General features: G+C 69.3%; 25 protein-coding genes. 14 read left to right on the forward strand and 11 right to left on the reverse strand.

The features are described from left to right. Positions 1–82 precede the first annotated feature (82 nt). Genes AC1RCS_RS01170 through AC1RCS_RS01180 form a run of 3 tightly spaced genes read right to left on the reverse strand, consistent with a single transcriptional unit; the run spans position 83 to position 4841 of the window. Positions 83–1459 carry an NAD(P)/FAD-dependent oxidoreductase gene (locus AC1RCS_RS01170; protein WP_492244715.1) on the reverse strand — a complete coding sequence of 459 codons (1377 nt, stop codon included), beginning with the start codon at positions 1457–1459 and terminating at the stop codon, positions 83–85. Positions 1460–1491: 32 nt separating this feature from the next. After that, positions 1492–2931, reverse strand: coding sequence for a DUF1501 domain-containing protein (locus tag AC1RCS_RS01175; protein WP_369641141.1), 1440 nt, complete (start codon positions 2929–2931; stop codon positions 1492–1494). Between the two features lie 35 nt (positions 2932–2966). Then, the gene (locus AC1RCS_RS01180) at positions 2967–4841 is read right to left on the reverse strand and encodes a DUF1800 domain-containing protein (protein WP_492244714.1); all 1875 of its coding nucleotides are present in this window, start codon (positions 4839–4841) and stop codon (positions 2967–2969) included. 360 nt (positions 4842–5201) lie between these two features. On the opposite strand from AC1RCS_RS01180, the gene AC1RCS_RS01185 reads away from it, so the two are divergent. The 3 genes from AC1RCS_RS01185 to AC1RCS_RS01195 all read left to right on the forward strand — a co-directional run bounded on the left by AC1RCS_RS01185 (position 5202) and on the right by AC1RCS_RS01195 (position 6770). Further along, a complete protein-coding gene (locus tag AC1RCS_RS01185; protein WP_142149166.1) occupies positions 5202–5420 on the forward strand; it encodes a CsbD family protein in 219 nt (72 codons plus the stop codon). A gap of 69 nt (positions 5421–5489) precedes the next feature. Then, on the forward strand, positions 5490–6071 hold the full coding sequence (locus AC1RCS_RS01190) for a hypothetical protein (RefSeq protein ID WP_218296690.1): 582 nt from the start codon (positions 5490–5492) through the stop codon (positions 6069–6071). Between the two features lie 171 nt (positions 6072–6242). Next, positions 6243–6770, forward strand: a complete 528-nt coding sequence (locus AC1RCS_RS01195; RefSeq protein ID WP_492244713.1) for a hemerythrin domain-containing protein — start codon at positions 6243–6245, stop codon at positions 6768–6770. Positions 6771–6910: 140 nt separating this feature from the next. Here the strand turns inward: AC1RCS_RS01195 and AC1RCS_RS01200 are convergent, their stop codons facing one another. Both AC1RCS_RS01200 and creD read right to left on the reverse strand, forming a co-directional pair. After that, positions 6911–7234 carry a hypothetical protein gene (locus AC1RCS_RS01200; RefSeq protein WP_492244712.1) on the reverse strand — a complete coding sequence of 108 codons (324 nt, stop codon included), beginning with the start codon at positions 7232–7234 and terminating at the stop codon, positions 6911–6913. Next, complete coding sequence (gene creD / locus AC1RCS_RS01205; RefSeq protein ID WP_218296692.1) at positions 7231–8673, reverse strand: cell envelope integrity protein CreD; 1443 nt, start codon at positions 8671–8673, stop codon at positions 7231–7233. Before creD ends, AC1RCS_RS01200 begins: the two co-directional genes overlap by 4 nt. A 172-nt stretch (positions 8674–8845) precedes the next feature. Between creD and AC1RCS_RS01210 the strand changes: the two genes are divergently transcribed. After that, a complete protein-coding gene (locus AC1RCS_RS01210) occupies positions 8846–9226 on the forward strand; it encodes a phosphopantetheine adenylyltransferase (protein WP_218296693.1) in 381 nt (126 codons plus the stop codon). Here AC1RCS_RS01210 and creC read toward each other — a convergent pair. From creC to AC1RCS_RS01230, 4 genes are all read right to left on the reverse strand, one after another. After that, complete coding sequence (creC, locus tag AC1RCS_RS01215) at positions 9223–10683, reverse strand: two-component system sensor histidine kinase CreC (RefSeq protein WP_218339106.1); 1461 nt, start codon at positions 10681–10683, stop codon at positions 9223–9225. The genes AC1RCS_RS01210 and creC overlap by 4 nt on opposite strands. A 73-nt stretch (positions 10684–10756) precedes the next feature. After that, positions 10757–11446, reverse strand: coding sequence for a two-component system response regulator CreB (creB, locus tag AC1RCS_RS01220; RefSeq protein ID WP_492244711.1), 690 nt, complete (start codon positions 11444–11446; stop codon positions 10757–10759). Positions 11447–11545: 99 nt separating this feature from the next. Next, positions 11546–12181, reverse strand: coding sequence for a MarC family protein (locus AC1RCS_RS01225; RefSeq protein WP_218296696.1), 636 nt, complete (start codon positions 12179–12181; stop codon positions 11546–11548). A 147-nt stretch (positions 12182–12328) separates the two neighbouring features. Then, on the reverse strand, positions 12329–13084 hold the full coding sequence (locus tag AC1RCS_RS01230; protein ID WP_370627736.1) for an SDR family oxidoreductase: 756 nt from the start codon (positions 13082–13084) through the stop codon (positions 12329–12331). A gap of 171 nt (positions 13085–13255) precedes the next feature. Between AC1RCS_RS01230 and AC1RCS_RS01235 the strand changes: the two genes are divergently transcribed. The 3 genes from AC1RCS_RS01235 (at position 13256) to AC1RCS_RS01245 (ending at position 15604) form a co-directional block, all read left to right on the forward strand. Continuing rightward, entirely contained in the window at positions 13256–13945 is a 690-nt protein-coding gene (locus AC1RCS_RS01235) for a dienelactone hydrolase family protein (RefSeq protein WP_218296698.1), read from the forward strand. Positions 13946–13956: 11 nt separating this feature from the next. Then, entirely contained in the window at positions 13957–14886 is a 930-nt protein-coding gene (locus AC1RCS_RS01240) for an amidohydrolase family protein (protein ID WP_492244710.1), read from the forward strand. 64 nt (positions 14887–14950) lie between these two features. Next, positions 14951–15604: a glutathione S-transferase family protein gene (locus AC1RCS_RS01245; protein ID WP_218296699.1), complete on the forward strand. Its 654-nt coding sequence runs from the start codon at positions 14951–14953 to the stop codon at positions 15602–15604. Positions 15605–15627: 23 nt separating this feature from the next. Here AC1RCS_RS01245 and AC1RCS_RS01250 read toward each other — a convergent pair whose 3' ends face one another. Beyond that, positions 15628–16761 (reverse strand): magnesium transporter CorA family protein, encoded by a 1134-nt coding sequence (locus tag AC1RCS_RS01250; protein ID WP_369641145.1) that lies wholly within the window; start codon positions 16759–16761, stop codon positions 15628–15630. A gap of 60 nt (positions 16762–16821) precedes the next feature. Continuing rightward, positions 16822–17829, reverse strand: a complete 1008-nt coding sequence (gene hemB / locus AC1RCS_RS01255) for a porphobilinogen synthase (RefSeq protein WP_492244709.1) — start codon at positions 17827–17829, stop codon at positions 16822–16824. Between the two features lie 332 nt (positions 17830–18161). Between hemB and AC1RCS_RS01260 the strand changes: the two genes are divergently transcribed. From AC1RCS_RS01260 to rpsG, 7 genes are all read left to right on the forward strand, one after another. Beyond that, a complete protein-coding gene (locus tag AC1RCS_RS01260; protein ID WP_218296702.1) occupies positions 18162–18590 on the forward strand; it encodes a CopD family protein in 429 nt (142 codons plus the stop codon). A gap of 154 nt (positions 18591–18744) precedes the next feature. Next, positions 18745–19842, forward strand: a complete 1098-nt coding sequence (locus AC1RCS_RS01265) for a VanZ family protein (protein ID WP_218296703.1) — start codon at positions 18745–18747, stop codon at positions 19840–19842. A 9-nt stretch (positions 19843–19851) separates the two neighbouring features. Then, positions 19852–20211 carry a (2Fe-2S) ferredoxin domain-containing protein gene (locus AC1RCS_RS01270; protein WP_218296704.1) on the forward strand — a complete coding sequence of 120 codons (360 nt, stop codon included), beginning with the start codon at positions 19852–19854 and terminating at the stop codon, positions 20209–20211. Positions 20212–20298: 87 nt separating this feature from the next. After that, entirely contained in the window at positions 20299–20952 is a 654-nt protein-coding gene (locus AC1RCS_RS01275; RefSeq protein WP_218339103.1) for an alpha/beta hydrolase, read from the forward strand. Positions 20953–21058: 106 nt separating this feature from the next. Next, entirely contained in the window at positions 21059–22228 is a 1170-nt protein-coding gene (locus tag AC1RCS_RS01280) for a D-alanyl-D-alanine carboxypeptidase family protein (RefSeq protein WP_369641148.1), read from the forward strand. 294 nt (positions 22229–22522) lie between these two features. After that, positions 22523–22900, forward strand: a complete 378-nt coding sequence (gene rpsL, locus AC1RCS_RS01285; RefSeq protein ID WP_007851137.1) for a 30S ribosomal protein S12 — start codon at positions 22523–22525, stop codon at positions 22898–22900. A gap of 171 nt (positions 22901–23071) precedes the next feature. Beyond that, positions 23072–23545 carry a 30S ribosomal protein S7 gene (gene rpsG / locus AC1RCS_RS01290; RefSeq protein ID WP_005798541.1) on the forward strand — a complete coding sequence of 158 codons (474 nt, stop codon included), beginning with the start codon at positions 23072–23074 and terminating at the stop codon, positions 23543–23545. Positions 23546–23611 lie beyond the last annotated feature (66 nt).

Below are 23611 nucleotides of genomic sequence, written 5' to 3' on the forward strand. Positions count from 1 at the left end.
CGCGGCGCGCGCGCTCCCGGGCCCCCCGGGCCATCCGCCCGCCGCAGCGGCGTTCGCCGCGCGGTGTGGTGCCTGGCCCGCGTCAGGACCGCGGGGGCGGCGGGGCCGTGCCCGGCTCGATCCCCGTCACCACACGCGCATACCGTGCAAAGCTCCAGTACGCCCAGGCCCAGTCGAGCAGCACCACCAGCCGGTTGCGGAAGCCGATCAGGAAATACACGTGCGCAAACAGCCAGAACAGCCAGGCAAAGTAGCCCGAGAACCGCACCGGCCCCGCGGGCGAGGTGAGGTCCACCACGGCGGAGTTGCGGCCGATGGTGGCGAGGTTGCCGTAGTCGCGGTAGCGAAACGCTTGCGTGGCCTGGCCGCGCAGGCGGCGCAGGATGTTGGCGGCCGCCGCGCGGCCCATCTGCTTGGCGCCGGGCGAGACGCCGGGCACCGGCCGGGGAGGCTGGCCGGGCGCGTGGCTCTGGGCGGCGGCCAGGTCGCCGATCACGCTGATCTCCGGGTGGCCGGGCAGCGTGAGGTCGGGCGCCACGACCACGCGGCCCGCGCGGTCGATCGTGCAGCCGGTGGCCTCGGCCAGATGGCGGCCCAGCGGGGAGGCCGCCACCCCGGCCGCCCAGATGATGCATTTGCTCTTGATTTGATAGCTGCCTGCGCTTGATGAATCAGCGTCAGGGGGCGATTCGACCCTCAGGCCGTCATCGTCGATGGTGGTGACGCGGGCTTGCAGGCGCACTTCCACGCCCAGTTTTTCCAGCTGCTCCCTGGCGCGCTGGCTCAGTGCTTCCGGCATGGCCTGCAGCACCCGCGTGCCGCCTTCGAGCAGGATGATCCTGGCGCTGGCCGGGTCGATGTGGCGGAATTCGCCGGGCAGTGTGTGGCGCGCGATCTCGGCCAGGGTGCCCGCCATCTCCACGCCGGTGGGCCCGGCGCCCACGACCACGAAGTTGAGCCAGTCGGCGCGGCGGACGGGGTCGGGCTCCTTCTCGGCGGCCTCGAAGGCCAGCAGGATGCGGCGGCGGATCTCGAAGGCATCGTCCAGCGTCTTGAGCCCGGGCGCGTGCGTGGCCCATGCATCCTGGCCGAAGTAGCTGTGCGTGGCGCCGGCCGCGACGACGAGGTGGTCGTACGGCAGGGGGGCGGAGGGATGGGGGCCGTCCTTCAGATACACGGTTCGCGCCGCCACGTCGATGCGCGTGACCTCCCCGAGCAAGGTGGTGGCGTTGGGCTGCTGGCGGAACAGGTGGCGGATGGGGGCCGCGATGGCGGGGGCCGACAGACCGGCGGTGGCCACCTGGTACAGCAGCGGCTGGAAGAGGTGGTGGTTGGTCTTGTCGACCAGGGTGATGTCCACGGCCGCGCCGCGCAGCGCCCGGGCGGCTTCCAGGCCGCCGAAGCCGCAGCCGATGATGACGACGCGGGGGCGGGACGAAGGTGTGGAGGCTGGGGTCATGCCCCCATTATTGGGGCACCGCCCGCGCCGCTTCAGGGAGGGCCCATGAACCCCATGTCCACCGGATAGTCGGGCCGGCCGGCGGCGGCGCCGAAGTGCGTGATGTTGGGTAGCACGCCGGCCATTTCGCTGTCGGCCACGCCAAACCACCTGGCCAGGGTGGCCGCGTACTGGTCCACCGAGGTGGTGGGCAGCAGGCGGCCCTGGCCCACGTGCCACTGGTCCTCGGGGGCCGCGGTGTTGGTGATGCTCACGGGCGGTGCGCTGCCGTAGAACGCCTTGCCCTTGACGGCGCCGCCCACCACCAGGTGGTGGCTGCCCCAGCCGTGGTCCGAGCCGTCGCCGTTGGAGCTCAGCGTGCGGCCGAAGTCCGACGCGGTGAACGCGGTCACCTTGTCGGCCACGCCCAGTTCCACCGTGGCGCTGTGGAAGGCCGTCAGGGCGTCGCTCACGCGCTGCATCAGCAAGGGCTGCTGCGAGATCAGGTTGTCGTGCAGGTCGAACCCGCCCAGCGACACCATGAACACCTGGCGCTTGCTGCCCAGCGCGTTGCGCGAGCCGATGAGGCGGGCCACCATCTTGAGCTGGTCGGCCAGCGAATTGTTGGCGGGGAACGGCGTGCCCAGCGTGGTGCCGGCCAGCGCGCCGGTGATCTGGCTTTCGGACGTGACCGCGCGGGTGGTCACGCGGGTGTACTCGTTCTCCAGCGTGTGCGCGCTGGGCTGCTGGATGAGCGCCGACAGCGCGCCGCGCACCGCGCTGGACCCGTAGACATTGTTCTTCACGCCGTTGATGGCCACGGCGCCGTTCGTGCTGACCTGGTATTGCAGGGCCGAGTCGCCCGAGAGGAACACCGCGTTGCCGGTGACGGCGATGCAGGTGAACAGCGAGTTGCCGTTGGACGAGAGCGCCAGGTCGCCGATGTTGCCGCCCCAGCCCACGGTGGAGCCCTCGGGCGAGGACGACTGCCACACCGACTGCTGGTCGTTGTGCGAGAACAGCTTGGGCGGGACGGGGTAGGCCTTGCGGTCGGGGCTGTTGTACTGCGCGCGGGTCAGGGGCACGACCAGCGGGCCGACGTTCAGCTGCACGGCGGCCTTGCCGCTGTTGAACAAGCCCGCCAGCCCGGTCATGGCGGGGTGCAGCGCGTATTGGCGCCCGTCGGGCAGCGGCGTGGAGGGGTTGAGCAGCGTGGGCGTGAGCGAGGCCTTGGGCAGCGCGATGCTGCCGCGGATGGCGCTGTAGCGGCCGTGGCTGGCGTCGTCGTAGGTGACCACGGTGTTGGCGTAGTCGTTGCCGCCATAGAGGAACACGCAGACCAGGGCCTTGTAGTCGTTGGCCGCGAAGGCGGCTGCCTCGCCCATCGCGGCGAGGTTCATCGCGAAGGGCAGGGCCGTGCCCGCCAGGCCCAGCTGGGTGGAGCGGCGCAGGAACGCGCGGCGGGTGTGGAGTTCGGGTTGAAGCAGGTGCATGGCGTGGCTTCTCGGGTGCGGTCCGGGCTTGTTGCTTATTTCTGGATGAGGTACTCGGCCGAGGCCATGACCAGGAAGACGGCGGCCGCCACGCGGTCGCGCCGGACGTTGTCCGCGCTGGCCGCGGTGACGTTGGTGGCCTTGAGCGCATCGGTGATGAGCTTGACGGTGCCGGCCGAGAGCTGGCCCGCGCACATGAGCAGGTTGATGCGCGCGACGAGCGCGTCCGCGTCGGCGACCAGCGCCAGTTCCTGCGCGTAGCTGGCCTTCAGGTCGAAGCCGTTGTTGGCGGTGCTGGCGTTGTGGGGCAGCTCCGGCGCGTTCACGAAGATGCCGTTGCGGATCACGCCCTGCATGAAGTTGAGGTAGCCGCCCACGCTGCTTTCGTTGACCAGCTGGAACTCGGGCGCCACCGCGCCATTGGCCGCCAGCGCGGTGGACGGCGGGATGTAGCCAGGCCGAAAGAAGTTGAACACCGAGGGCGAGCGCAGCGGGCTTTGCCCCAGCCGCGAGCCCGGGTCGCTGAAGTTGCCGATCTTCCAGCTGCCCTGGGCCGACTCCAGCCCGAAGGTGCGGCCCCACTGGACAAACCGCAGCATGGGCTCGCGCAGCTTGCCAAACCCGGGCTGGGCGAGGCCGGCGGGCGCGCGCGCCTCGTCGTCGAGCAGGATGGCGCGGACCACCGCGCGCATGTCGCCGCGCACGCCGGCACCGTTGTTGTTGAAGGCGGCGGTCACGCGCGCCACATAGGCGGGCGAGGGGTTGCTGGTGACCAGCCGCTGGATGAGCTGCTTGCCGATGAACGGGCCCACGTTGGGGTGGTTGAACAGGGTGTCCAGCGCCGTCTTGAGGGCCGCCGCGCCCGGCGTGTTGGCCGGGATGGTGGTGCCCAGGAAGGAGGCCGCCAGCGTGGAATGGCGCGACTCGGTGAGCGCCATCGGCAGGCGCGCGAAGGTGGTGCCGGGCACGACGCGCGTGGTTCCCGGCACGGTGGTCGGCGTGTTCTGCGACTGGTCGTAGTCGTAGCCGGTGAACACGCGCGCCAGGTTGGTCACGTCGCTTTGCGTGTAGCTGTCGATGGGCTTGCCCGCGCTGTCGCGCTGGGGCGTGCCATCGGGGTTGAGCAGCACCAGGCCGATCGACATGAGCTGCATCACCTCGCGCGCGTAGTTCTCGTCGGGCTGGCGGCCGGTGGCGGCGTTTTCCTTCTGGTTGCCGCGCGTATTGAGGTAGTAGCCCATGGCCGCGTTGAGCGTCACGTCCTGCAGCAGGTTGCGGTAGTTGCCAAACGCGTTGGCCACCAGCTGGTCCCAGTACCACGCGAGGGCATGGCTGCGCCAGCTCAGGTCCAGGCCCGAGAGCGACACCACGCAGATCTCCGACAGCGCGAGCGCCACCCGCTTGCGCACCCCGTCGCTGGACTGCAGGAGCTGGTGCCAGATCATGTAGTCGCCCGGGTAGGTGTTGTCGTAGTAGGCCGTGTCCTTGTTGACGTCGGCGTAGCCGCGCTGGTTCAGCCAGTCCCAGCCGCTCAGCGACGGGGGGGCGCCGAACTGGCTCTCCAGCCAGCTGGCGTAGGTGGTGGAGCGCAGGGCGGCGATGTCCGCGGTGGAGGCGGAGAACTGGGCCTGCAGCAGGAAGCGCGCGGCCTCCGCGTCCGTCAGCGGCGCCGTGTGGGTTGCGCCGGGCAGCGCGGAACCGGCGCCCGGGCTGGCTGTCGTGCCCTCTTCCCCGCCACCTCCGCCACCGCCGCAGGCCGCCAGCGCCGCGGATGCGGCCAGCCCGGCCAGCAGGGGAAGGGGGTTCTTCGTGTCTTGGGAAGAAACGGCGGCCGGCGCGGGGTGGCGCGGGCTGTCTTGTGCCTCGCCCGCAGTCTGCGTTGCGGGAGGCGCCTCGGAGGTGGTGTGCATGGATCGTGGGGGGTGAAGGTGCGCGTTCAAAACCAGCGCATTTCAGGACTTCACCACATGCCGTTGCGGCGTGGAAACACAAGCGTTACCAAACGAAACAGCTTGCTGGGAAGGGGCCGCGCGTAACAGTGGAGCAGTGATGGCAAATTGCAACACTTTGTTGGCCGCTGGCGAGGGGAGCCGCCCTCGCCGCCGCGCCCTGTCCTTCAGCCGCCGTAGTCCTGTGCTGACGCGTGCTGCGTGGCATGGCCTACGGTCCCCGCCGCGAATCATTTCTAGAGTCAATCCCATCGCATCACGCACCTGTTCCACGCATTCCGGGTGGATGGCTGACGCGAAATCTTTTCGAGGATGCACGCCATGAATGAAGACACCGTCAAGGGCAACTGGAAGCAGTTCAAGGGAAAAATGATCGAGCAGTGGGGCAAGCTCACGAATGACGATTTCGACGTCATCGACGGCAAGCGCGAACAGTTCCTGGGCAAGCTGCAGGAACGCCAGGGCATCGCCCGCGACGTGGCCGAGAAGCAGCTCAGCGACTGGCAGGCCCGCCACCCCGATTTCCGCTTCAACGACTGAGGCCACGGCCCCTTCGTTTCCCGGCCCCTCCCTTCCTATTTCTATCCATTACCGATCGAGGAGAAACCCATGAAATTCACCCGCACCCTGATGGCTTCTGTCGCAGCCGGCCTGCTGGCCACTTCCGCCTTCGCGCTGACGGACGCCGAATACAAGGCTGGCAAGGAACGCATTTCCGCCGACTACAAGGCCAGCAAGCAAAAGTGCGATGGCCTGCAAGGCAACGCCAAGGACATCTGTGTGAAGGAGGCCAAGGGCGCCGAGGACGTGGCCAAGGCCGAGCTCGACGCGCAGCACAAGCCCAGCCCCAAGGCCACCCGCAAGGTCGCCGACGCGCGGGCGGATGCGGCCTACGGCGTCGCCAAGGAAAAGTGCGACGACCTCAAGGGCAATGACAAGGACGTGTGCGAGAAGGATGCGAAGGCAGCCCGCGTGAAGGCCAAGGAAGATGCCAAGGTGGCCGAGACCCAGGCCAAGCCCGCGGACAACGCCGCCGAGAAGAACGCGGCGGTGGCCGAGGCCCGCAAGGATGCCAACGCCGAAAAGAACGATGCCGCCTACAAGGCCGCCAAGGAGCGCTGCGACGCGATGTCCGGCGACCTGAAGTCCAAGTGCGTGGATGACATGAAGCGCATGTACGGCAAGAGCTGAGCGCGCAGGGCCCCGGCCCGCGCCCACCCAGGAGCCCCGCCCCGTGCGGGGCTTTTTTCATGGGGATGGCCGCGGCCCTGGGGCGGAACCCTGACCTGCATCAATATGCGGGCCGCCGCGAAAAACTAACCTCGCTCCCCTGTCTTTGACCTGGTGCACAAGGGGATTTGCATGGCTCAACTCGAATGGTCCGACGCCCTGGCCCTGGACCTGGCCCTGATGGACGACACCCACCGTGAGTTCGTCGACCTGCTGGCCGCCGTCGATGGCGCGGACGACGCGCGCCTGCTGGCTGCCTGGCAGGCGCTGGTGGAGCACACCGACCACCATTTCGCGCAGGAGGACGCCTGGATGGCCTCCACGCGCTTCGCATCGGGCAACTGCCACAGCATGCAGCACCGGGTGGTGCTGCAGGTGATGCGTGAAGGCACCGCGCGTGCGCAGCAGGGCGACCTCGCGGTGCTGCGCGTGATGGCCAGCGAACTGGCCCTGTGGTTTCCGCAGCATGCGCAGAGCATGGATGCCGCGCTGGCCCTGCACTTGCGCCGCGTGGGATTCGACCCCGTCTCGGGCGTGGTGCACGCCCCCGGGGCGCTGCCGGGCGAGCTGATCCACGGATGCGGCGGTGCGACCTGCTCGGAGGATGCCGGGGCTCCATCGCCCGCCGCCGCCTGCGCACCGCGGGAAGCGGTGGCCTGACCTTTCTCCCGCCTGCCGGTGCGCCAGGCCCGGCCAGCCGCAATGGCCGGGATGGGTAATGCGCTTTTGTTTTGATAGCTGCCAGCGCTTGCCAATCAAGCGTTGGCGGCTATTTTCATCAAGAACCCGGCGCCGGGCACTCAGTGCCGCGGGCTGCGCGGCAGCAGCAGGCCCGCCATGCGCCATGACAGGTCGCGCAGCGCCCTGCGCAAGGCGGGGGAGTCGGTGGGGTCGCAGGCCGCATCGGGGGCGCCGCACGGGTGGTAGGCCGCTTCCAGCACGTGCTGCTTGGCGCTGAGCAGCGCCGCCCGGTCCTGCGCCCGCAGGGCCGCCGTCAGCTGGTCGCGGTGGCGCTGCACGCGCTCGGCTTCCGCCGGGGTCAGCGTGGGCACGGGTGCGCCGGTGCATGCCGCCGGGTCTGCCAAGTGCTGCGCCCAGGCTGTCGGCGCGGTGTGCGTTCTCATGCGGCCTCCGCGCGGGGGGCGGTGGGGCGGGCGGCGGGCGGGGTGGGGCGGCTTGGCGCGCCGCCTTGCGACAGCCCGTACCAGTTCACCTTGCGCGTGAGCACCATCACGGCCGCCAGCACCAGGAAGAGCGCGATGGCACCGACGACCAGCGCCGTCTGCTCCAGCTGCAGCAGCAGGTACAGCAGGCCATACAGCAGCGCGATGCCGGCCCCCAGGGGAATGCCGCGCGCCAGGCTGCCCAGCATGTGGCTGGCGTAGTAGGCCAGCAGCAGCACGCAGGCGGTCGCCGCCACGGCGTAGGAGGCGCCGAACGGCAGGTGCTCCGACAGGCTCACGAGCAGCAGGAAGAAGCTGCACAGCGCGCTGCCCACCAGCAGGTACTGCACGGGGTGCACGCGCAGCTTTTTCATCAGCTCGAACAGGCCCACGGCCACGAAGGTGAGTGCGATGAACAGCACGCCGTACTTGGTGGCGCGGTCGGAGAGGGAGTAGGGGTTCACCGGGTCGACGAAGGCCACGCTGAAGCTGTCCGCGCAGTCGCCCGGCGTGGCGCCGGAGGGCGCGTCGTCGCCGCGGGCACCGTCGTCCGCGCCCCCCAGGCAGATGCGCTTGCCGTGGGCGACATCGGCCTGCGCCGTGGTGGCCAGCGACGACAGCCGCCATTGCGCCGAGAAGCCGGTCTTCTTGACCTCCCGCTCCGACGGCAGGAAGCGCCCCGCGAACGAGGGGTGCGGCCAGCTGCTGGTCATCACCACCTCGGTGCTGCCCCCCAGGGGCACGATGGCCAGGCGCTCGGTGCCCACCAGTTCCAGGTCCAGCGTGGCGGTCAGGCCATCGGCCTTGCCGCGCACCGATTCGGGCAGCACGGCGTGCAGGCCCCGGCTGTAGGTGGGGTGGAAGGTGCCGGGCTTGAGGGCCAGGGCCTGGTCCGCCAGCGTGAGCTGCGCCGTGCGGATGCCGCGCGCGTCGCCCACGGCCATCATCGCGATGGGCGCGCCGCAGTGCATGCGCGAGTTCTTCATGGTGCTTTGCGGCTCGAGGCTGGCCAGCGACCCCCACTGCGCCGTGACGTGGGCCTTGAGGTTGTAGGTGTTCACCTTGTGCAGGCCGCGCGCGCGCTCCTCCATCGCCGCGCCCGTGCTCAGCTTGAGCTGCTCGGGCATGGCCGTGAGCAGGAACTCGCGGCGCTGCTCCACCATGCGGCGCTCGTCGCCCTTGCCGGTTTCCACGTCCCAGGTCTCCACGCAGGCGCTGTGGATCATGGGGCCCATCAGCGTCTGCGGCCCGGCCAGGCTGTCGGCCACGCTCTGCGCGGTGAGGCTGCGGTAGCGCTGGCGGTCGCGCACCACGTTGTCGATCATGCCCAGGCCAAGGAGCAGCAGCAGGGTGACGGCCGCGAGCGCGGCCAGTTTGGTGAACAGGGGGTGCTTGAACAAGAGGTCCTCCACAAGTGAATGTTGTGGAGGCAGTGTTGTGGGCCGGTGTGAGGGCGCTATGAAGTTTGTGAGGCCAGTGTGAAGTCTGGTGCCGCGCCGCCATGACCTGCCAGGTCATCGACGGCCGCGCCCCTTGCGCCTACAACCACCGCTTCACAACAAAGGGGCTGGCATGCGCCATGTGGTCGCGGTGATTCTGGGGGTGGTGGCGGTGGTCCACGCCCTGCCCGTGGTGGGGGTGCTGGGGGCGGGCAGGCTGGCGCAGCTGTACGGCACCCCGGTGCCGGATGCGGGGCTGGAGCTGCTGCTGCGGCACCGGGCCGTCCTGTTCGGGCTGCTGGCCGCCTTCATGGGGTATGCCGCCATGCGCCCCGGACTCCATCGGCTGGCCCTGGTGGCGGGGCTGGTGAGCGTGGTGTCCTTTCTGCTCCTGGCGTGGCTGCAGCGGGGCAGCGGCCTGGGCGCCCCGCTGGCCGTGGTCGTGCGGGTGGATGCGGTGGCGCTGGCCCTGCTGGTGGCGGGGGTGGCCGTGCACCTGCGCCAGCGGAGCTAGGCCGCGGCAAAGTCCAGCGTGGCGCGCAGCCCCGGTGCGGTGTTGCGCACCACCAGCTGCCCCCCGTGCAGCGCCATGACGCGCCGCACGATGGCCAGGCCCAGGCCCGAGCCGCTGCGCTCGCCCCCCGGGCGCGCCGTGGTGAAGAAGCGCTCGCCCAGGCGCGGCAGCGCGTAGTCGGGCACGCCCGGGCCGCTGTCCTGCACGGCCACGCAGCTGCCTTCCAGCTCCACCTGCACGGTGCTGCCCTGCGGGGCAAAGTCGATGGCGTTGTCCAGCAGGTTGGTGAGCGCCAGCGTCACCAGTTCGGCCTCCCACGGGCCGCTGGTGCCGTGCCCTTGCAGCGCCAGCGTGATGCCGCGCTGCCCCGCGCGGGCGCGGGTCTGGGCGATGGCGGCCTCGGCGCAGTCGTGCAGCGCCACGGGCGCGCGGCCTTCGGCGTGCTGGCGTTGCTCCAGCTTGGACAGTTCCAGCAGCCGGTCGATGATGCGCTGCAGGCGCTCGCTTTGCTGCACCACCTGGGTGGCGAATTCGGCGCGGTCCGCGGCGGGCAGGTCGTCCTGCAGGAGTTCGCCCGCGCCCCGGATGGCGGCCACGGGGCTCTTGAGCTCGTGCGTGAGGGCGCGCACGTAGCCCTCGATGTAGTCGCGCCCTTCCAGCCGGGCGCGCATGCGGTCCATGGCGCGGGCCAGGTCGCCCAGCTCGCCGGGCACCTGGGGCACGGCCAGGGCCGCCATGGGCGGGGTGTCGGGGTCGCGGTGTTCGCCGTCGGCCGGCCCCTGCACGCTCAGGGCGTAGTCGCGCAGGCGGCGCACGTTCCACACCATCCACAGCGTCACGGCCACGCCCACGGCGGCCGAGAGCGCCAGCAGCAGCAGCCCGCCCATGAACACCTTGCGCTCGGCGCGGTCGATGAAGCGCTGCACGGTGCGCGTGGGCTTGGCCACGGTCAGCACGCCGGCGATCTCATTGTTCACGTAGATGGGGGCCGCCACGTGCATCACGCCGCTGGTGTCGTCGCCCTCCACGTCGCGCGTGGAGCGCGCGCCGTACTCGCCGCGCAGCGTGCGGGCCACGTCGCGCCACCGCGAATAGTCAGCGCCAATGGCGCGGTTTTCGGAGTCGAACAGCACGCGCCCCGTGGTGTCGGTCACGTAGATGCGGTAGTCCAGCGACTGCTTGGAGAAACCCCAGATCGCGGCGTCGATGGGCCGGCTCGCATAGCGGCGCACGTGCTGCGCGAACGGGCTGTGCTGGCCCGTGCCGTCGGACAGCCGGCCGGCCGCCAGGTCCTCGCTGGCCAGCTCGGCCAGGATGTTGGCCGTGTCCACCATCATGTCCTCCATCACCTCGCGCACGCTGGGCTTGATCTCGGCCATGAACACGCGCAGCACGAAGAACGCGGCGATGCCGTTGATGAGGAAAAACGCAAAGAGCAGGCGGATGCCGAGGCGCATGGATCTGTGGGGTCTGCTTCAAGAACAATATCTGTCAGCGCTTGATGGGCAAGCGCCAGTGGCCCATTTGGTTTCAGACGTCAAGGCAGTAGCCCATGCCGCGGTGCGTGCTGATGTACTCGCGCGCCGGGTCCACTTCGCGCAGCTTGGCGCGCAGGGTCTTGATGTGCGTGTCCACCGTGCGGTCGGTGCTGTCGCTGTCGTCGCCCCAGGCGGCGGCCAGCAGCGCGTCGCGCGAGTGGATGCGGCCCGCGCCGCGCAGCAGGCACGACAGGAGGCGGTATTCGCGCCGCGTCAGCGGCAGGGGCTGGCCGTGCAGGCTGATGCGCTGCCCGGCCTCGTCGTCATGGAACAGGCTGGCCGTGGCGGTGGGCGCCGCGGCGAGGCGGGTGCCCGCGCGCCGCAGCAGGGCCTTCACGCGGGCCGCCAGCTCGCGCGGGCTGAAGGGCTTGGCCAGGTAGTCGTCGGCGCCCAGCTCCAGGCCCAGCACGCGGTCGATCTCCTCGCCATGGGCGCTGAGCATGAGCACGGGAACGGCCGCGGTCTGCGGGGCGCCGCGCACATCGCGCAGCAGGTCGAGCCCGCTGCCGTCGGGCAGGCCCACGTCCAGCACCAGGAGGTCAAAGCGGTGCGAGAGCATCTGCTGGCGCGCGTCGTGCACCAGCAGGCTGTGCGTCACGGACAGCCCGTCGCGTTCCAGCGCGTACGCCACGGTGCGGGCGATGGCGGGGTCGTCCTCCAGCAGCAGAAGCCTTGCAGACATGCCTAGTCGCCCCTCGTGCTGCGAGACACCCGCGGCATACGAAACTGGCACGGTCGCGGCCGGGAAGGCCGCCGAAGGCGATTCAGGGGGTGCTCCATCTCAGCGGGAGATGAGGATGGGAAAGAGCTTGCCCAGCCCGTCGGCCATCACTTCCACGGCCAGCGCGGCCAGGATCAGGCCCATCAGCCGGGTCATCACGTTGATGCCGGTCTTGCCCAGCACGCGCGCGATCGGGTCGGCCAGCGCGAAGCACACGGCCGTGGCCAGGGCGATCACCACGCCGTAGCCCACCAGGGCGGCATGCTGCCAGAAGGTCTGCGCGCGGTCGGCGTAGATCACCACGGTGGACATGCTGGCCGGCCCGGTGAGCAGCGGGATGGTCAGGGGCACCACGGCGATGCTGCTGCCCGCGGCGGCCTTCTCGGCGCCTTCCTCGTATTCGTTGGTGCTGGGCTTGGCCTCGGCGGGCTGGGCGTTGAGCATGTTCATCGCGCTGATGAGCAGCAGCATGCCCCCGCCCACCTGGAAGCTCTGCAGCGAGATGTTGAAGAAGTCCAGGATCTGCAGGCCCAGCAGGGCGCAGGCGGCGATCACGCAGAACACGCTGAAGCTCGCCACCTGGATGGTGCGCCGCCGCTGGGGGTACGAGAAACCCTGCGTGTAGTGGATGAAAAAGGGAACGATGGCCAGCGGGTTGACGATGGCCAGCAGGGTGATCAGGGGTTTGAGGTCCATCAGGGCGCTCCGGGAGGCAGGGGGCAGGGCGGTGGATCGGGCTGGGCCCGGCAAGGCAGCGCACAGGCGCCGCCGCCGGGCTGCTGTGCGCGAGTATGCGGTGTTTTTGGCGCGGTTTGGCGCCCGCGCATGCTGCACCGCAGCGCTCTAGCGCCCGCCCGAGACGTCCATCAGCGTGGCGGTGGTGTAGCTGGCGGCGGGCGACATCAGCCACACGATGGCCTCGGCCACCTCCTCGGCCGTGCCGCCGCGCAGCATGGGCACCTGGTGCGAGAGGTCGCGCACGCGGTCGGGCAGGCCGCCGCTGGCGTGGATGTCGGTCTCGATCAGGCCGGGGCGCACGGCGTTCACGCGGATGCCGTCGGCGGCCACCTCGCGCGCCAGCCCCAGGGTCATGGTGTCGATCGCGCCCTTGGCGGCAGCGTAGTCCACGTACTGGCCCGCCGCCCCCAGCCGCGCGGCGGCGCTGGACACGTTGACGATGCTGCCGCCGGCCCCGCCGTGGCGCGTGCCCATGCGCAGCACGGCCTCGCGCGCGCAGACGAAGCTGCCGATCACGTTGATGTCGAACATGCGCTTGAGGCGCGCCACGCCCATCGCCTCCACCCGCGCGGGCACGTCCACCACGCCGGCGTTGTTCACCAGGGCCGAGAGGCGGCCCAGCTGCGCGTCCACCGTGCGGAACATGGCCATCACCTGCGCCTCGTCGGCCACGTCGGCCTGCACCGCCAGGGCGCGGCCGCCCTGGGCGGCGATGGCGGCGACCACGGCCTCGGCGGCGTGCGCGTCGCGGGCGTAGTTGACGGCCACGGCCCAGCCCTGGCGCGCCGCCAGCCGGGCGGTGGCCGCGCCGATGCCGCGCGACCCTCCGGTGATCAGTGCTACTTTGTGGGTGTGGGTCACTGCAAGGACTCCTCTGAAAATGGCCCGCATTTGAACAGAGGTCCGCTCAGCGGCCAGAATGGCGCGTTCAGCGGGCGCCGGGACCGGCGCGTGGGGGAGCCCCGGCACCCGCGCTGGCCGCATGCCCCCGAGTCACACATCAGTCCATCAACGCAGCAAGGAGTCAATGCCATGGGTCAATTCGTCAATCTGACATCAAGCGATGGTCTCGCCGTGCCCGCCTGGGTGGCGCAGCCCGATGCGGCGCCGCGCGGTGCGATTGTGGTGCTGCAGGAAATTTTTGGCGTGAACTCGCACATCCGCGCGGTGGCCGACCGGTTTGCCGCGCGCGGCTACCTGGCCGTCGCACCGTCGACGTTTCACCGCGTGCAGCAGGATGTGGACATGGGCTACACCGGCGACGACATGAAGGCCGGCATGGGTCTGAAGGCCGCGGTCGAGGCCTTGCCCGCGCCAGGCGTGATGCCCGACATCCAGGCCGCCATCGACTACGCCGCGCAGCAAAGCGGCCGCAAGGTCGGCATCGTGGGCTTTTGCTGGGGCGGCCTGTTGACCTGGCGCGCGGCCTGCACGCTGAGCGGGCTGTCGGCGGCCGTGCCTTATTACGGCGGCGGCATGACCTCAGCCGACGAAGCAGCGCGCCACCCGCAGGTGCCGGTGCTGGCGCACTTCGGCCAGCGCGACCACTACATCCCGCTCGACACCGTGCAGGCATTTGCCCGCGCCCATCCCGAGGTCGAGGTCCACATCTACGACGCCGACCACGGCTTCAACTGCGACCAGCGCGGCAGCTACGACGAGCCTTCGGCCATGGCCGCGCGCGACCGCACGCTGGCGTTCTTCGACAAACATCTCGCCTGAGGGGCGGCACCATGGCCGCCCCGCTTCAGAGTGTGAAGCCTTTTTGGCATCTGGCGCTTGCTGGTAAGGCGCTGATAGCTATCGGTTTGATAGCGTTCGGGATCCAGCCTCATGCGGCCGACTATCCCGGGCCGCTGTTCGACGCCCACCTGCACTACAACGAAGAGGCGTGGGACGGCAAGAACGGCCCGCACCCGCCGGCCGACGTGCTGGGCCGCATGCAGAAAAGCGGCGTGCGGGCCATCGTGGCCAACTCCCGGCCCAACACCGGCTCGCTCACGCTGGCCGGCCTGCGCGAGACGCGCGAGGCCGGCGTCGCCGTGGTGCCCTTCGTGCGGCTGTACCGCAGCCGCGCCGACTACACAGGCTGGTTCGCCGACGAGAGCATCTACGCCATGGTGCAGGCCGAGCTGGCGCGCGGCACGGCGGCCGGGCCGTACCGGGGCATCGGCGAGTTCCACCTGTACGACAGCGCCAATGCCGACGGCCCGGTGGCCAGGAAGCTCATGGCGCTGGCCGAGGAGCGCGACCTGGTGGTGCTGGCCCATGTGGACGACGTGGCCATCGACAAGCTCATGGCGCACACCCCCACGCAAGGGCGCAAGCTGCGCCTGATCTGGGCGCACACGGGCATCGGCGGCGCGCCGGCCGAGCGGGTGGACGCGCTGCTCGCGCGCTACCCCGGCCTCGTGGGCGAACTCTCGTACCGGCCGGGCCTGGTGTGCGACGACGACCAGCTGTGCCCCGCGTGGCGCGCGCTGCTGCTCAAGTACCCCACGCGTTTTGTCGTGGGCTCCGACACCTGGGTGAACCAGCGCTGGCAGCACTATGAAAGCCTCATGCAGGGCTACCGCACCTGGCTGGGCGGCCTGCCCGCCGATGTGGCGCGCAAGGTCGCGTGGGACAACGGCGCCGGCCTGTTCGGCGTGGCGCGGCCCTGATCGATCCCCGCGCGGTCCGCGCATCCTCCTCTTTTTCAGGCCACCGGTCCCCCCGCACAACACCATGCTCGAGCTTCACCACGCCCCCAGCAGCGCCGCCATGGTGCCGCACATCCTGCTTGAAGAGCTGGGCACGCCCTACGCGCGCGTGCCCGTGGACATCGGCCAGCGCGCCCACCAGGCGCCCGCCTATCTGCGGCTCAACCCCAACGGGCTGGTGCCCGTGCTCACCGACGGGGACCTGGTGCTCTACGAGACGGCCGCCATCACCCTGCACCTGTGCGACACCCACCCCGCCGCGGCCCTGGCGCCCGCGCTGGGCACGGCGCAGCGCGCGCAGTTCTACAAGTGGCTGATGTGGCTCACCAACACGCTGCAGGCGACGCTCATCGTGTACTTCTATCCCCACCGCTGGGTGGACGAGGGCCATGAGGCCGGCATGCTGGAGCTGCAGCGCCACGCGGAGCTGCGCATCGACGGCCTGCTGGCGCAGCTCGATGCCGAGCTGGCCCGCCACGGCGGCCCGTGGTTCCTGGGCGCGGGCTACAGCGCGCTCGACGCCTACGTGTTCACGCTGTGCCGCTGGACCCGCAACTTCCAGCGCACCGCGCCGGCCCGCAGCCGTCCCCACCTGGGGCCGTACCTGCGGCGCATGCTGGAGCGCCCCGCCGTGCAGCGTGTGCTGTTCAACGAGGCGCTGGCCGAACCCTTCGTCTGACGGCGGCGGGCAGGCGCGCTCCCTTACCTGCTCGTGCGCGCCAGATAGCGCTTGCGCCAGAACACCAGCACCAGCGCCACGGCGATGAACGCCATCGAGCCCATCGCCCACCAGAAGCCGTTGGCCTTGTGGATCAGCGGAATGAACTCAAAATTCATGCCGAAGATGCCGGCGATGAGGTTCAGCGGCAGGAACACGGCGGTGAGCGCCGTGAGGGTGCGCATGATGTCGTTGGTGCGGTTGCTCTGCACGGAAAAGTGCATCTGCACGGCGGTCTCCGTGCTCTGCTCCAGCCGCCGCACGTGGTGCACCACGCGCTCGATGTGCTCCAGCACGTCGCGGCTGCGCACCTTGAGCAGGTCCAGCTCGCGCAGGCCGGCGGGGGTGTCGGGCAGGGCCCAGGTTTCGAGGGCGTCGATCCAGTCCTGCACGGCGGTGCGCTGGTCCTCGCAGATTTCATCGAGCTTGTGCAGCGCCAGCCGCGCCTCGAGCAGCGAGCTCCAGTTCACGTAGCGGGCGCGGGGCTTGAGCAGTTCGGTCTGCCAGTGGTCCAGCTGGCGCGTGAGTTCGCGGCGCAGGTCCAGGTAGCCGTCCACCATGAGGTTGACCACGCGCAGCATCAGGTCGGCCGGGCTGGTGGGCCGGCGCGCCCCGGGCACGGGGCTGCTGCGGCCCTCGCTCGCGGGGGCGGGCGTGGCGGCCAGCAGGCGCGCGGCATACGCATCGCGCACGGCGCAGTCCGTGGGGTGCACCGTCAGCAGCAGCTGGTCGAACACCGCGAAGCCCACGGGGCTGGTGTCGATGCGGCGCAGCACCGGCGGGCCGGCCCGCCTGAGCGGGGAGGCGGCGTCGCCGGGCTGCCCCGCTTCGGCCTCCGGGCCGCCGCCCTGCGCGGTGGCCAGCCGGCGGAACACCAGCAGGTCGTACTGGGAGGTGTAGTCGTAGTGCGAGGGAAGCTGCGCGTTCAGCAGGTCGGAGACATGCAGGTCCACCAGCTGCAGCCCCACCAGGGCCTGCAGGCTCGCCTGGATCTCGGCCAGCCGCGCCTGGAAGGCCGGGCGCGCGCAGGCGATCCAGACAAAGCCCTGGGCAGGCATCTGCGTGGGCAGCTCGGCCAGCTCCTGCACGCTGCCGCTGTGGATGTGAAAAATGCGCATGCGACCCCGGGTGGCAATAAAAAGTGCTTCTGGCGCCTGTCCATCAAGCGCTGGCAGCTCTTATTTTCGGAGCAAGCGCGCGGCATCGCGCGCAAAGTAGGTCAGCACGCCGTCGGCGCCCGCGCGCTTGAAGGCCAGCAGCGATTCCATCATCACCGCGTCGTGGTCCAGCCAGCTATTGGCGGCGGCGGCCTTGATCATGGCGTACTCGCCGCTCACCTGGTAGGCGAACGTGGGCACCTTGAACTCGTCCTTCACGCGGCGCACGATGTCCAGGTAGGGCATGCCGGGCTTGACCATCACCATGTCGGCGCCCTCGGCGATGTCGATGGCCACCTCGCGCAGGGCCTCGTCGCTGTTGCCGGGGTCCATCTGGTAGACGTTCTTGTCGGCCTTGCCCAAGGCGCCGCGCGTGCCCACCGCGTCGCGGAAGGGGCCGTAGAAGGCGCTGGCGTACTTGGCGCTGTAGGCCATGATGCGGGTGTGGATGTGGCCCTGCACCTCCAGCGCCTCGCGGATGGCGCCGATGCGCCCGTCCATCATGTCGCTGGGCGCGACGATGTCCACGCCCGCCTCGGCGTGCGTGAGCGCCTGGCCGGTGAGGATCTCCACCGTGTCGTCGTTGATGATGTAGCCGGTGTCGTCGAGCACGCCGTCCTGGCCGTGGCTGGTGTACGGGTCCAGCGCCACGTCGGTCATCACGCCCAGGGCCGGAAATTCCTTCTTCAGGGCGCGCACCACGCGCGGGATCAGGCCGTCGGGGTTGAGCGCCTCCTTGCCGTCGGGTGTCTTGAGCGCCGGGTCGATGGCCGGGAACAGCGCCAGCACCGGAATGCCCAGCTGCACGCAGTCCTCGGCCACGGGCAGCAGCAGGTCCAGGCTCAGGCGGTCCACGCCGGGCATGGAGGTCACGGCCTCGCTGCGGCCCTGGCCCTCGTGCACGAACACGGGGTAGATCAGGTCGTGCGGCGTGACGGAGTTCTCACGCACCAGATTGCGGGTGAAGGCATCGCGGCGCAGGCGGCGCGGGCGGTTCTGGGGGAAGGGGGCGGGGCTTTGGAGATGCATGTGAAGATTATCCCCCTGAGCCGCTGCGCGGCTTCCCCCAGAGGGGGACGCACCCGGTGGACCGGCAAAGCCGGATCCACGGGTGCACTGGCATGGCGGAGCGCCCGTTGCCAAACGCTGGCGCCGCAGCGCCGCGCCCTGGAAATGCCGCTTGTAACACCTCTTGCCCGGTGCTAAATTGGCGCCGGGCGGCTTGCTGCCCCCCGCTTTCCCTCCCTGAGCGGGGCCTTGGATTGCAGCGATGCAAAACAGGCTTTCCCGGCCCGGCGGATTTGCCGGGCTTTTTTTTGGCGTGGCCCCGGCGGCATGGTGCGGGCCCTTAAACTGCCCCCATGCTCTGGGTCAAAGCCTTTCACATCGTCTTCGTGGCCAGCTGGTTTGCCGGCCTTTTCTACCTGCCGCGCATCTTCGTCAATCTGGCGATGGTGGCGCCGGGCTCGGCCGCGGAGCGTGACCGCCTGCTGCTCATGGCCAGGAAGCTGCTGCGCTTCACCACGCTGCTGGCCGTGCCCGCGCTGGCGCTGGGCGCGTGGCTGTGGATGGGCTATGGCATCGGGCGCGGCCCGGGCAACGGCTGGATGCACGCCAAGCTGGCGGTGGTGCTGCTGGTGATCGGCTACCACCACGCCTGCGGTGTGCTGCTGCGCAAGCTGGCCAACGGCACCAGCCGCAGGAGCCATGCGTGGTTCCGCTGGTTCAATGAAGTGCCGGTGGTCCTGCTGCTGGCCGCCGTGGTGCTGGTGGTGGTCAAGCCGTTCTGAAGTGGGCAGCTCCCTGCGGCGCCGCGCGCCTTCTCCCTGGTCCCCTCTACCGGCCCGCTGCGGTGGCCGGGCCCCGCGCGGCGCCCCTGCCCTGTACCGCGCCCGTGCTTGCGGGGCATGGGTGATACATGGCGCCATGGATGGCTGAGACGGCATGCACAAGACCTCCGCCTGGCCTCTGGCGCTGATCTACACGGCGCTGATCGTCTTCGCCAGCCTGTTCCCGTTCGACGGGTGGCGCGCGCAGGGCATCGATCCCCTGGTGTTCCTGCTGGCGCCGTTGCCGCCGCCGTACTGGACGGGCTTCGACATCGCCACCAATGTCGTGGGCTATGCGCCGCTGGGTTTTCTGCTGGTGCTGGCCATGCTGCGCTCGGGCTGGCGGCGCGGCGCGGTGCTGCTGTCCACGCTGGTGGGCGTGCTGCTGTCGCTGGCCATGGAGTTTCTGCAGATCTACCTGCCCCGGCGCGTGCCCTCCAACCTGGACCTGCTGCTCAACGCGGCGGGGGCGCTGGTGGGGGCGCTGAGTGCCGCGCTGCTGGAGCGCGCGGGCGCCATCGACCGCTGGAGCGACTTCAGGGGGCGCTGGTTCGTCGCCGATGCCAGCGGCGCCATCGTGCTGCTGGCGCTGTGGCCCCTGGCGCTGCTGTTCCCGGCGGCCGTGCCGTTCGGGCTGGGCCAGGTGCTCGAGCGGCTGGAGGCCGCGCTCATCGAGCTGCTGGCCGATACCCCGTTCCTGGAATGGCTTCCGCTGCGCGACGCCGCGTTCGACCCGCTCTCGCCCAGCGGCGAGCTCCTGTGCGTGACGCTGGGCCTGCTGACCCCCTGCCTGCTGGGCTACTGCGTGATCCGCTCCGTGGGCCGGCGCGCGCTGTTTGCCCTGGGGGTCGTGGCCGTGGGCGTCACGCTCACCGCGTTGTCGGCCGCCCTGAGCTGGGGGCCCGTGCATGCCTGGGAGTGGATGGGCCTGCCCACGCGCGTGGGCGTGTGGGGTGCGCTGGCGCTGGCGCTGCTGCTGCTGGCGCTGCCCCGGCGTGCCTGCGCGGCCGTGCTGCTGGTCGCGCTGGTCTGGCACCTGGCGCTGCTCAACCAGGCGCCCACCAGCGCCTACTTCGCGCAGACGCTGCAGATCTGGGAGCAGGGCCGGTTCATCCGTTTTTACGGCCTGGGCCAGTGGCTGGGCTGGCTGTGGCCCTATGCCACGCTGCTGTATGTGCTGTTGCGCGTGTCCCGGCGCGAGTCGCAAACCTAAAATGGGTGGATGAGCGACACCAACCCCTCGCCGGCCGCAGCGCCCGGCTACTACCAGCGCCACATCTTTTTCTGCCTGAACGACCGGACCAACGGCGAAGACAGCTGCGCCCACCACAACGCGCAGGCGGGCTTTGACCGCTGCAAGGCGCAGGTCAAGGCGGCCGGCCTGGCGGGCGCCGGCAAGGTGCGCGTGAACAAGGCGGGCTGCCTGGACCGCTGCGCGGCCGGCCCCGTCGCGGTGGTCTACCCCGAAGGCACCTGGTACACCTATGTCGACGATGCCGACATCGACGAGATCGTCGAGTCGCACCTCAAGAATGGCCAGATCGTGGAACGCCTGGTGCCACCGGCGGAACTCGGGCGCTGAAAGCGCCTCCATCCTGGACTTTGGAATGATTTCAGCCGCTGGCGCACGACTGCCGTGCGCTAACAGCTATTGATTGAGTAGCAATTCGTGAATGCCCAAACCGAACGCCTGAGCTTGTCCGGCGCCGCTGGCGCCATCGAGGCCGTGCGCGATGCCGCCGCGCCCGACGGCGGTGCGCCTCCCCGGGGCGTGGCCATCATCGCGCACCCCCATCCCCTCTTTGGCGGCACCATGGACAACAAGGTGGTGCAGACGCTGGCGCGCGCCTTCGTGCAGTGCGGCTGGACGGCGGTGCGCTTCAACTTCCGGGGTGTGGGCGGCAGCGAAGGCGTGCACGACGAAGGCCGGGGCGAGCTGCAGGACCTGCTGGCCGTGGTGGAACAGGTGGCGCCCGCGGGCGACGCGGGGCCGCGCATCGCGCTGGCGGGTTTTTCGTTCGGCGCATTCGTCACCAGCCACGCGCTGGCCGCCCTCTGGCCGCAGGGCCGCGTGGACCACGCGGTGCTGGTGGGCACCGCGGCCAGCCGCTTCACCGTCGCCCCGGTGCCCCCCGACGCCCATCTGCAGACCCTGGTCGTGCATGGCGAGCAGGACGACACCGTGCCGCTTTCCGCCGTGATGGACTGGGCGCGGCCCCAGATACTGCCTGTCACAGTCATTCCCGCGGGCGGCCATTTCTTTCACGGACAATTGCCGCTTCTGAAAAATCTGGTGGTGCGCCACCTGCGGTCGGGGGGCTGAAACGCCCCGGCCGCGGCAGGCCACGCCGCCGCGCCTTCCTCTTCCTGTCCCGTCTTTTTTCTTCATTCCCTTTTTTTCTCGAGCCTTTCCAGCCCCCTATTGCCCCATGAAACGAATCCTGTCCGCGCTGCGATCCCTGGCCGTCCTTGCTGCGGTGGCCCCTGCCGCCTTCGGGGCCTTTGCCCAGGCGCCACAACCTCCCGAAATCGCCGCGCGCACATACCTGCTGGTGGATGTCACCGCCAACCAGGTGCTCGCGGCCAAGGACATCGATGCTCCCGTCGAGCAGGCCTCGCTCACCAAGCTCATGACCGGCTACCTGGTGTTTGATGCGTTGCGCGCCAAGAAGATTTCCCTGGAGCAGAAGCTGCCCGTGAGCGTGCGCGCCTGGAAGATGCCCGGCTCGCGCATGTTCATCGACCCCAAGATGCAGGTGCCGGTGGAAGACCTCATCAAGGGCATGATCGTGCAGTCGGGCAACGACGCCACCATGGCGCTGGCCGAAGGCGTGGGCGGCACGGCCGAGAACTTCGTCAAGCTCATGAACGACCAGGCCCAGGCACTGGGCATGAAGGGCACGAGCTACAAGAACCCCGAAGGCCTCACCGAACCCGGCCACACCACCACCGCGCGCGACCTTTCCGTGCTGGCCATGCGCCTGATGAAGGACTTCCCGGAGTACATGCACTACTACTCCACCAAGCAGTACAGCTACCCCGGCACTCCCGCGTCGAACGGGAGCAACCGCAATTCGCTGCTGTTCCGCGACCCGACGGTGGACGGGCTCAAGACCGGCCATACCGCTGCCGCGGGCTACTGCCTGGTGGCCACGTCCAAGCGTGAATTCCCCGGCGTGGGCCAGCGCCGCCTGCTGTCCATCGTGCTCGGGGCCGCCAGCGAAAATGCGCGTGCGAATGAAAGCCAGAAGCTGTTGAACTGGGGCTATACCGCGTTCGAGGCCGTCAAGCTGTTCGAGGCCGGCAAGCCCGTGGCCACGCCCGCCGTCTGGAAGGGCACGGAAAACACCCTCAAGATCGGCCGCGAGGAAGCCATCGTCGTGGCGGTGCCCTCGGGCAGCGCAGGCAAGATCACCACGCAGATCGCGCGGCCCGACCCGCTGGTGGCACCGTTCACCAAGGGCCAGTCCGTCGGCCACCTCAAGGTGATGCTGGGCGAGCAGGCCCTGGCCGAGGTGCCCCTCATCGCGCTCGAAGGCGTGGAGCAGGCGGGGATCCTGGGCCGGGCCTGGGATGCGATCCGGCTGTGGATTAAATAGGGTGCAACCCCCTGAGGCGCTTTCGCGCCTTCACCCCTCCTCTCGAATGGCTGCACCATTCGGGAAGGGGGACGCAGCCAGTGCGGCGGGGCGGCCCTTGCACGGCTGCCCTCACATTTGCCGTGCGCTTTCGACGGCCGTCGGCAATGGCAGGTTCAGGCCATCCGTGTGGCGTGGTTTTTTGAGAAAGCCGCTGCGGCTTGCCTCTTTACACCCTTGCTGCTACATTAGAAGGCTTTTCGGAATTTCCGAAGGGTTTCACGTTTTCGTTTTTTACGTTTAGGGACGTATTTCATGCCAACCATCAATCAACTAGTCCGTCAGGGGCGCGAGGTCGAAAAGATCAAGTCCAAGAGCCCTGCGATGGAGAACTCCCCCCAGCGCCGCGGCGTGTGCACCCGTGTGTACACCACGACGCCAAAGAAGCCTAACTCCGCTCTGCGGAAGGTCGCCAAGGTTCGCCTGACCAACGGTTTCGAAGTGATTTCCTACATCGGCGGTGAAGGCCACAACCTGCAGGAACACAGCGTGGTGCTGGTTCGCGGCGGTCGTGTCAAGGACTTGCCCGGTGTGCGTTACCACATCGTGCGCGGTTCGCTCGACTTGCAAGGCGTGAAAGACCGCAAGCAATCGCGCTCCAAGTACGGTGCCAAGAAGCCCAAGGCCAAGTAAGCCCTGCGCTTTTGCACAACAGAATTTTCGGTGCTGTCTCCCGCGTGGCGCGGTGATGCAGCGTAGTGACCCCAAACGCAGGTGTTCTGCGCGGGTCGAGTAAGTGGGAGTCCTGATTGGCTCTCGCGGTGTCTGAAAAGATGCCAACTGAAGCAAAGATAGAGGTGAAAAATGCCACGTCGTCGCGAAGTCCCCAAACGTGAAATCCTGCCGGATCCCAAGTTCGGCAATGTAGAGCTGTCCAAATTCATGAACGTGATCATGGAAGGCGGCAAGAAGGCAGTTGCAGAGCGCATCATTTACGGCGCCCTGGAACTGATCGAGAAGAAGCACCCTGACAAGGACCCTCTGGAAGCGTTCACCGTTGCCATCAACAACGTGAAGCCCATGGTCGAAGTGAAGTCCCGCCGCGTGGGCGGTGCCAACTACCAGGTGCCCGTCGAAGTGCGCCCTGTCCGTCGCCTGGCCCTGTCCATGCGCTGGATCAAGGAAGCCGCCCGCAAGCGCGGCGAGAAGTCGATGGCCCAGCGTCTGGCCAACGAGCTGCTCGAAGCCACCGAAGGCCGTGGCGGCGCCATGAAGAAGCGTGACGAAGTGCACCGCATGGCCGAAGCCAACAAGGCATTCAGCCACTTCCGCTTCTAAATCGACGAACTGCCCTCGTCGCCAAGCGCAAGGCTGCCGGCATTCTTGCCTGCAGCCTTGTGGCGA

It is taken from the genome of Acidovorax sp. GW823-FHT01C06, assembly GCF_058798375.1.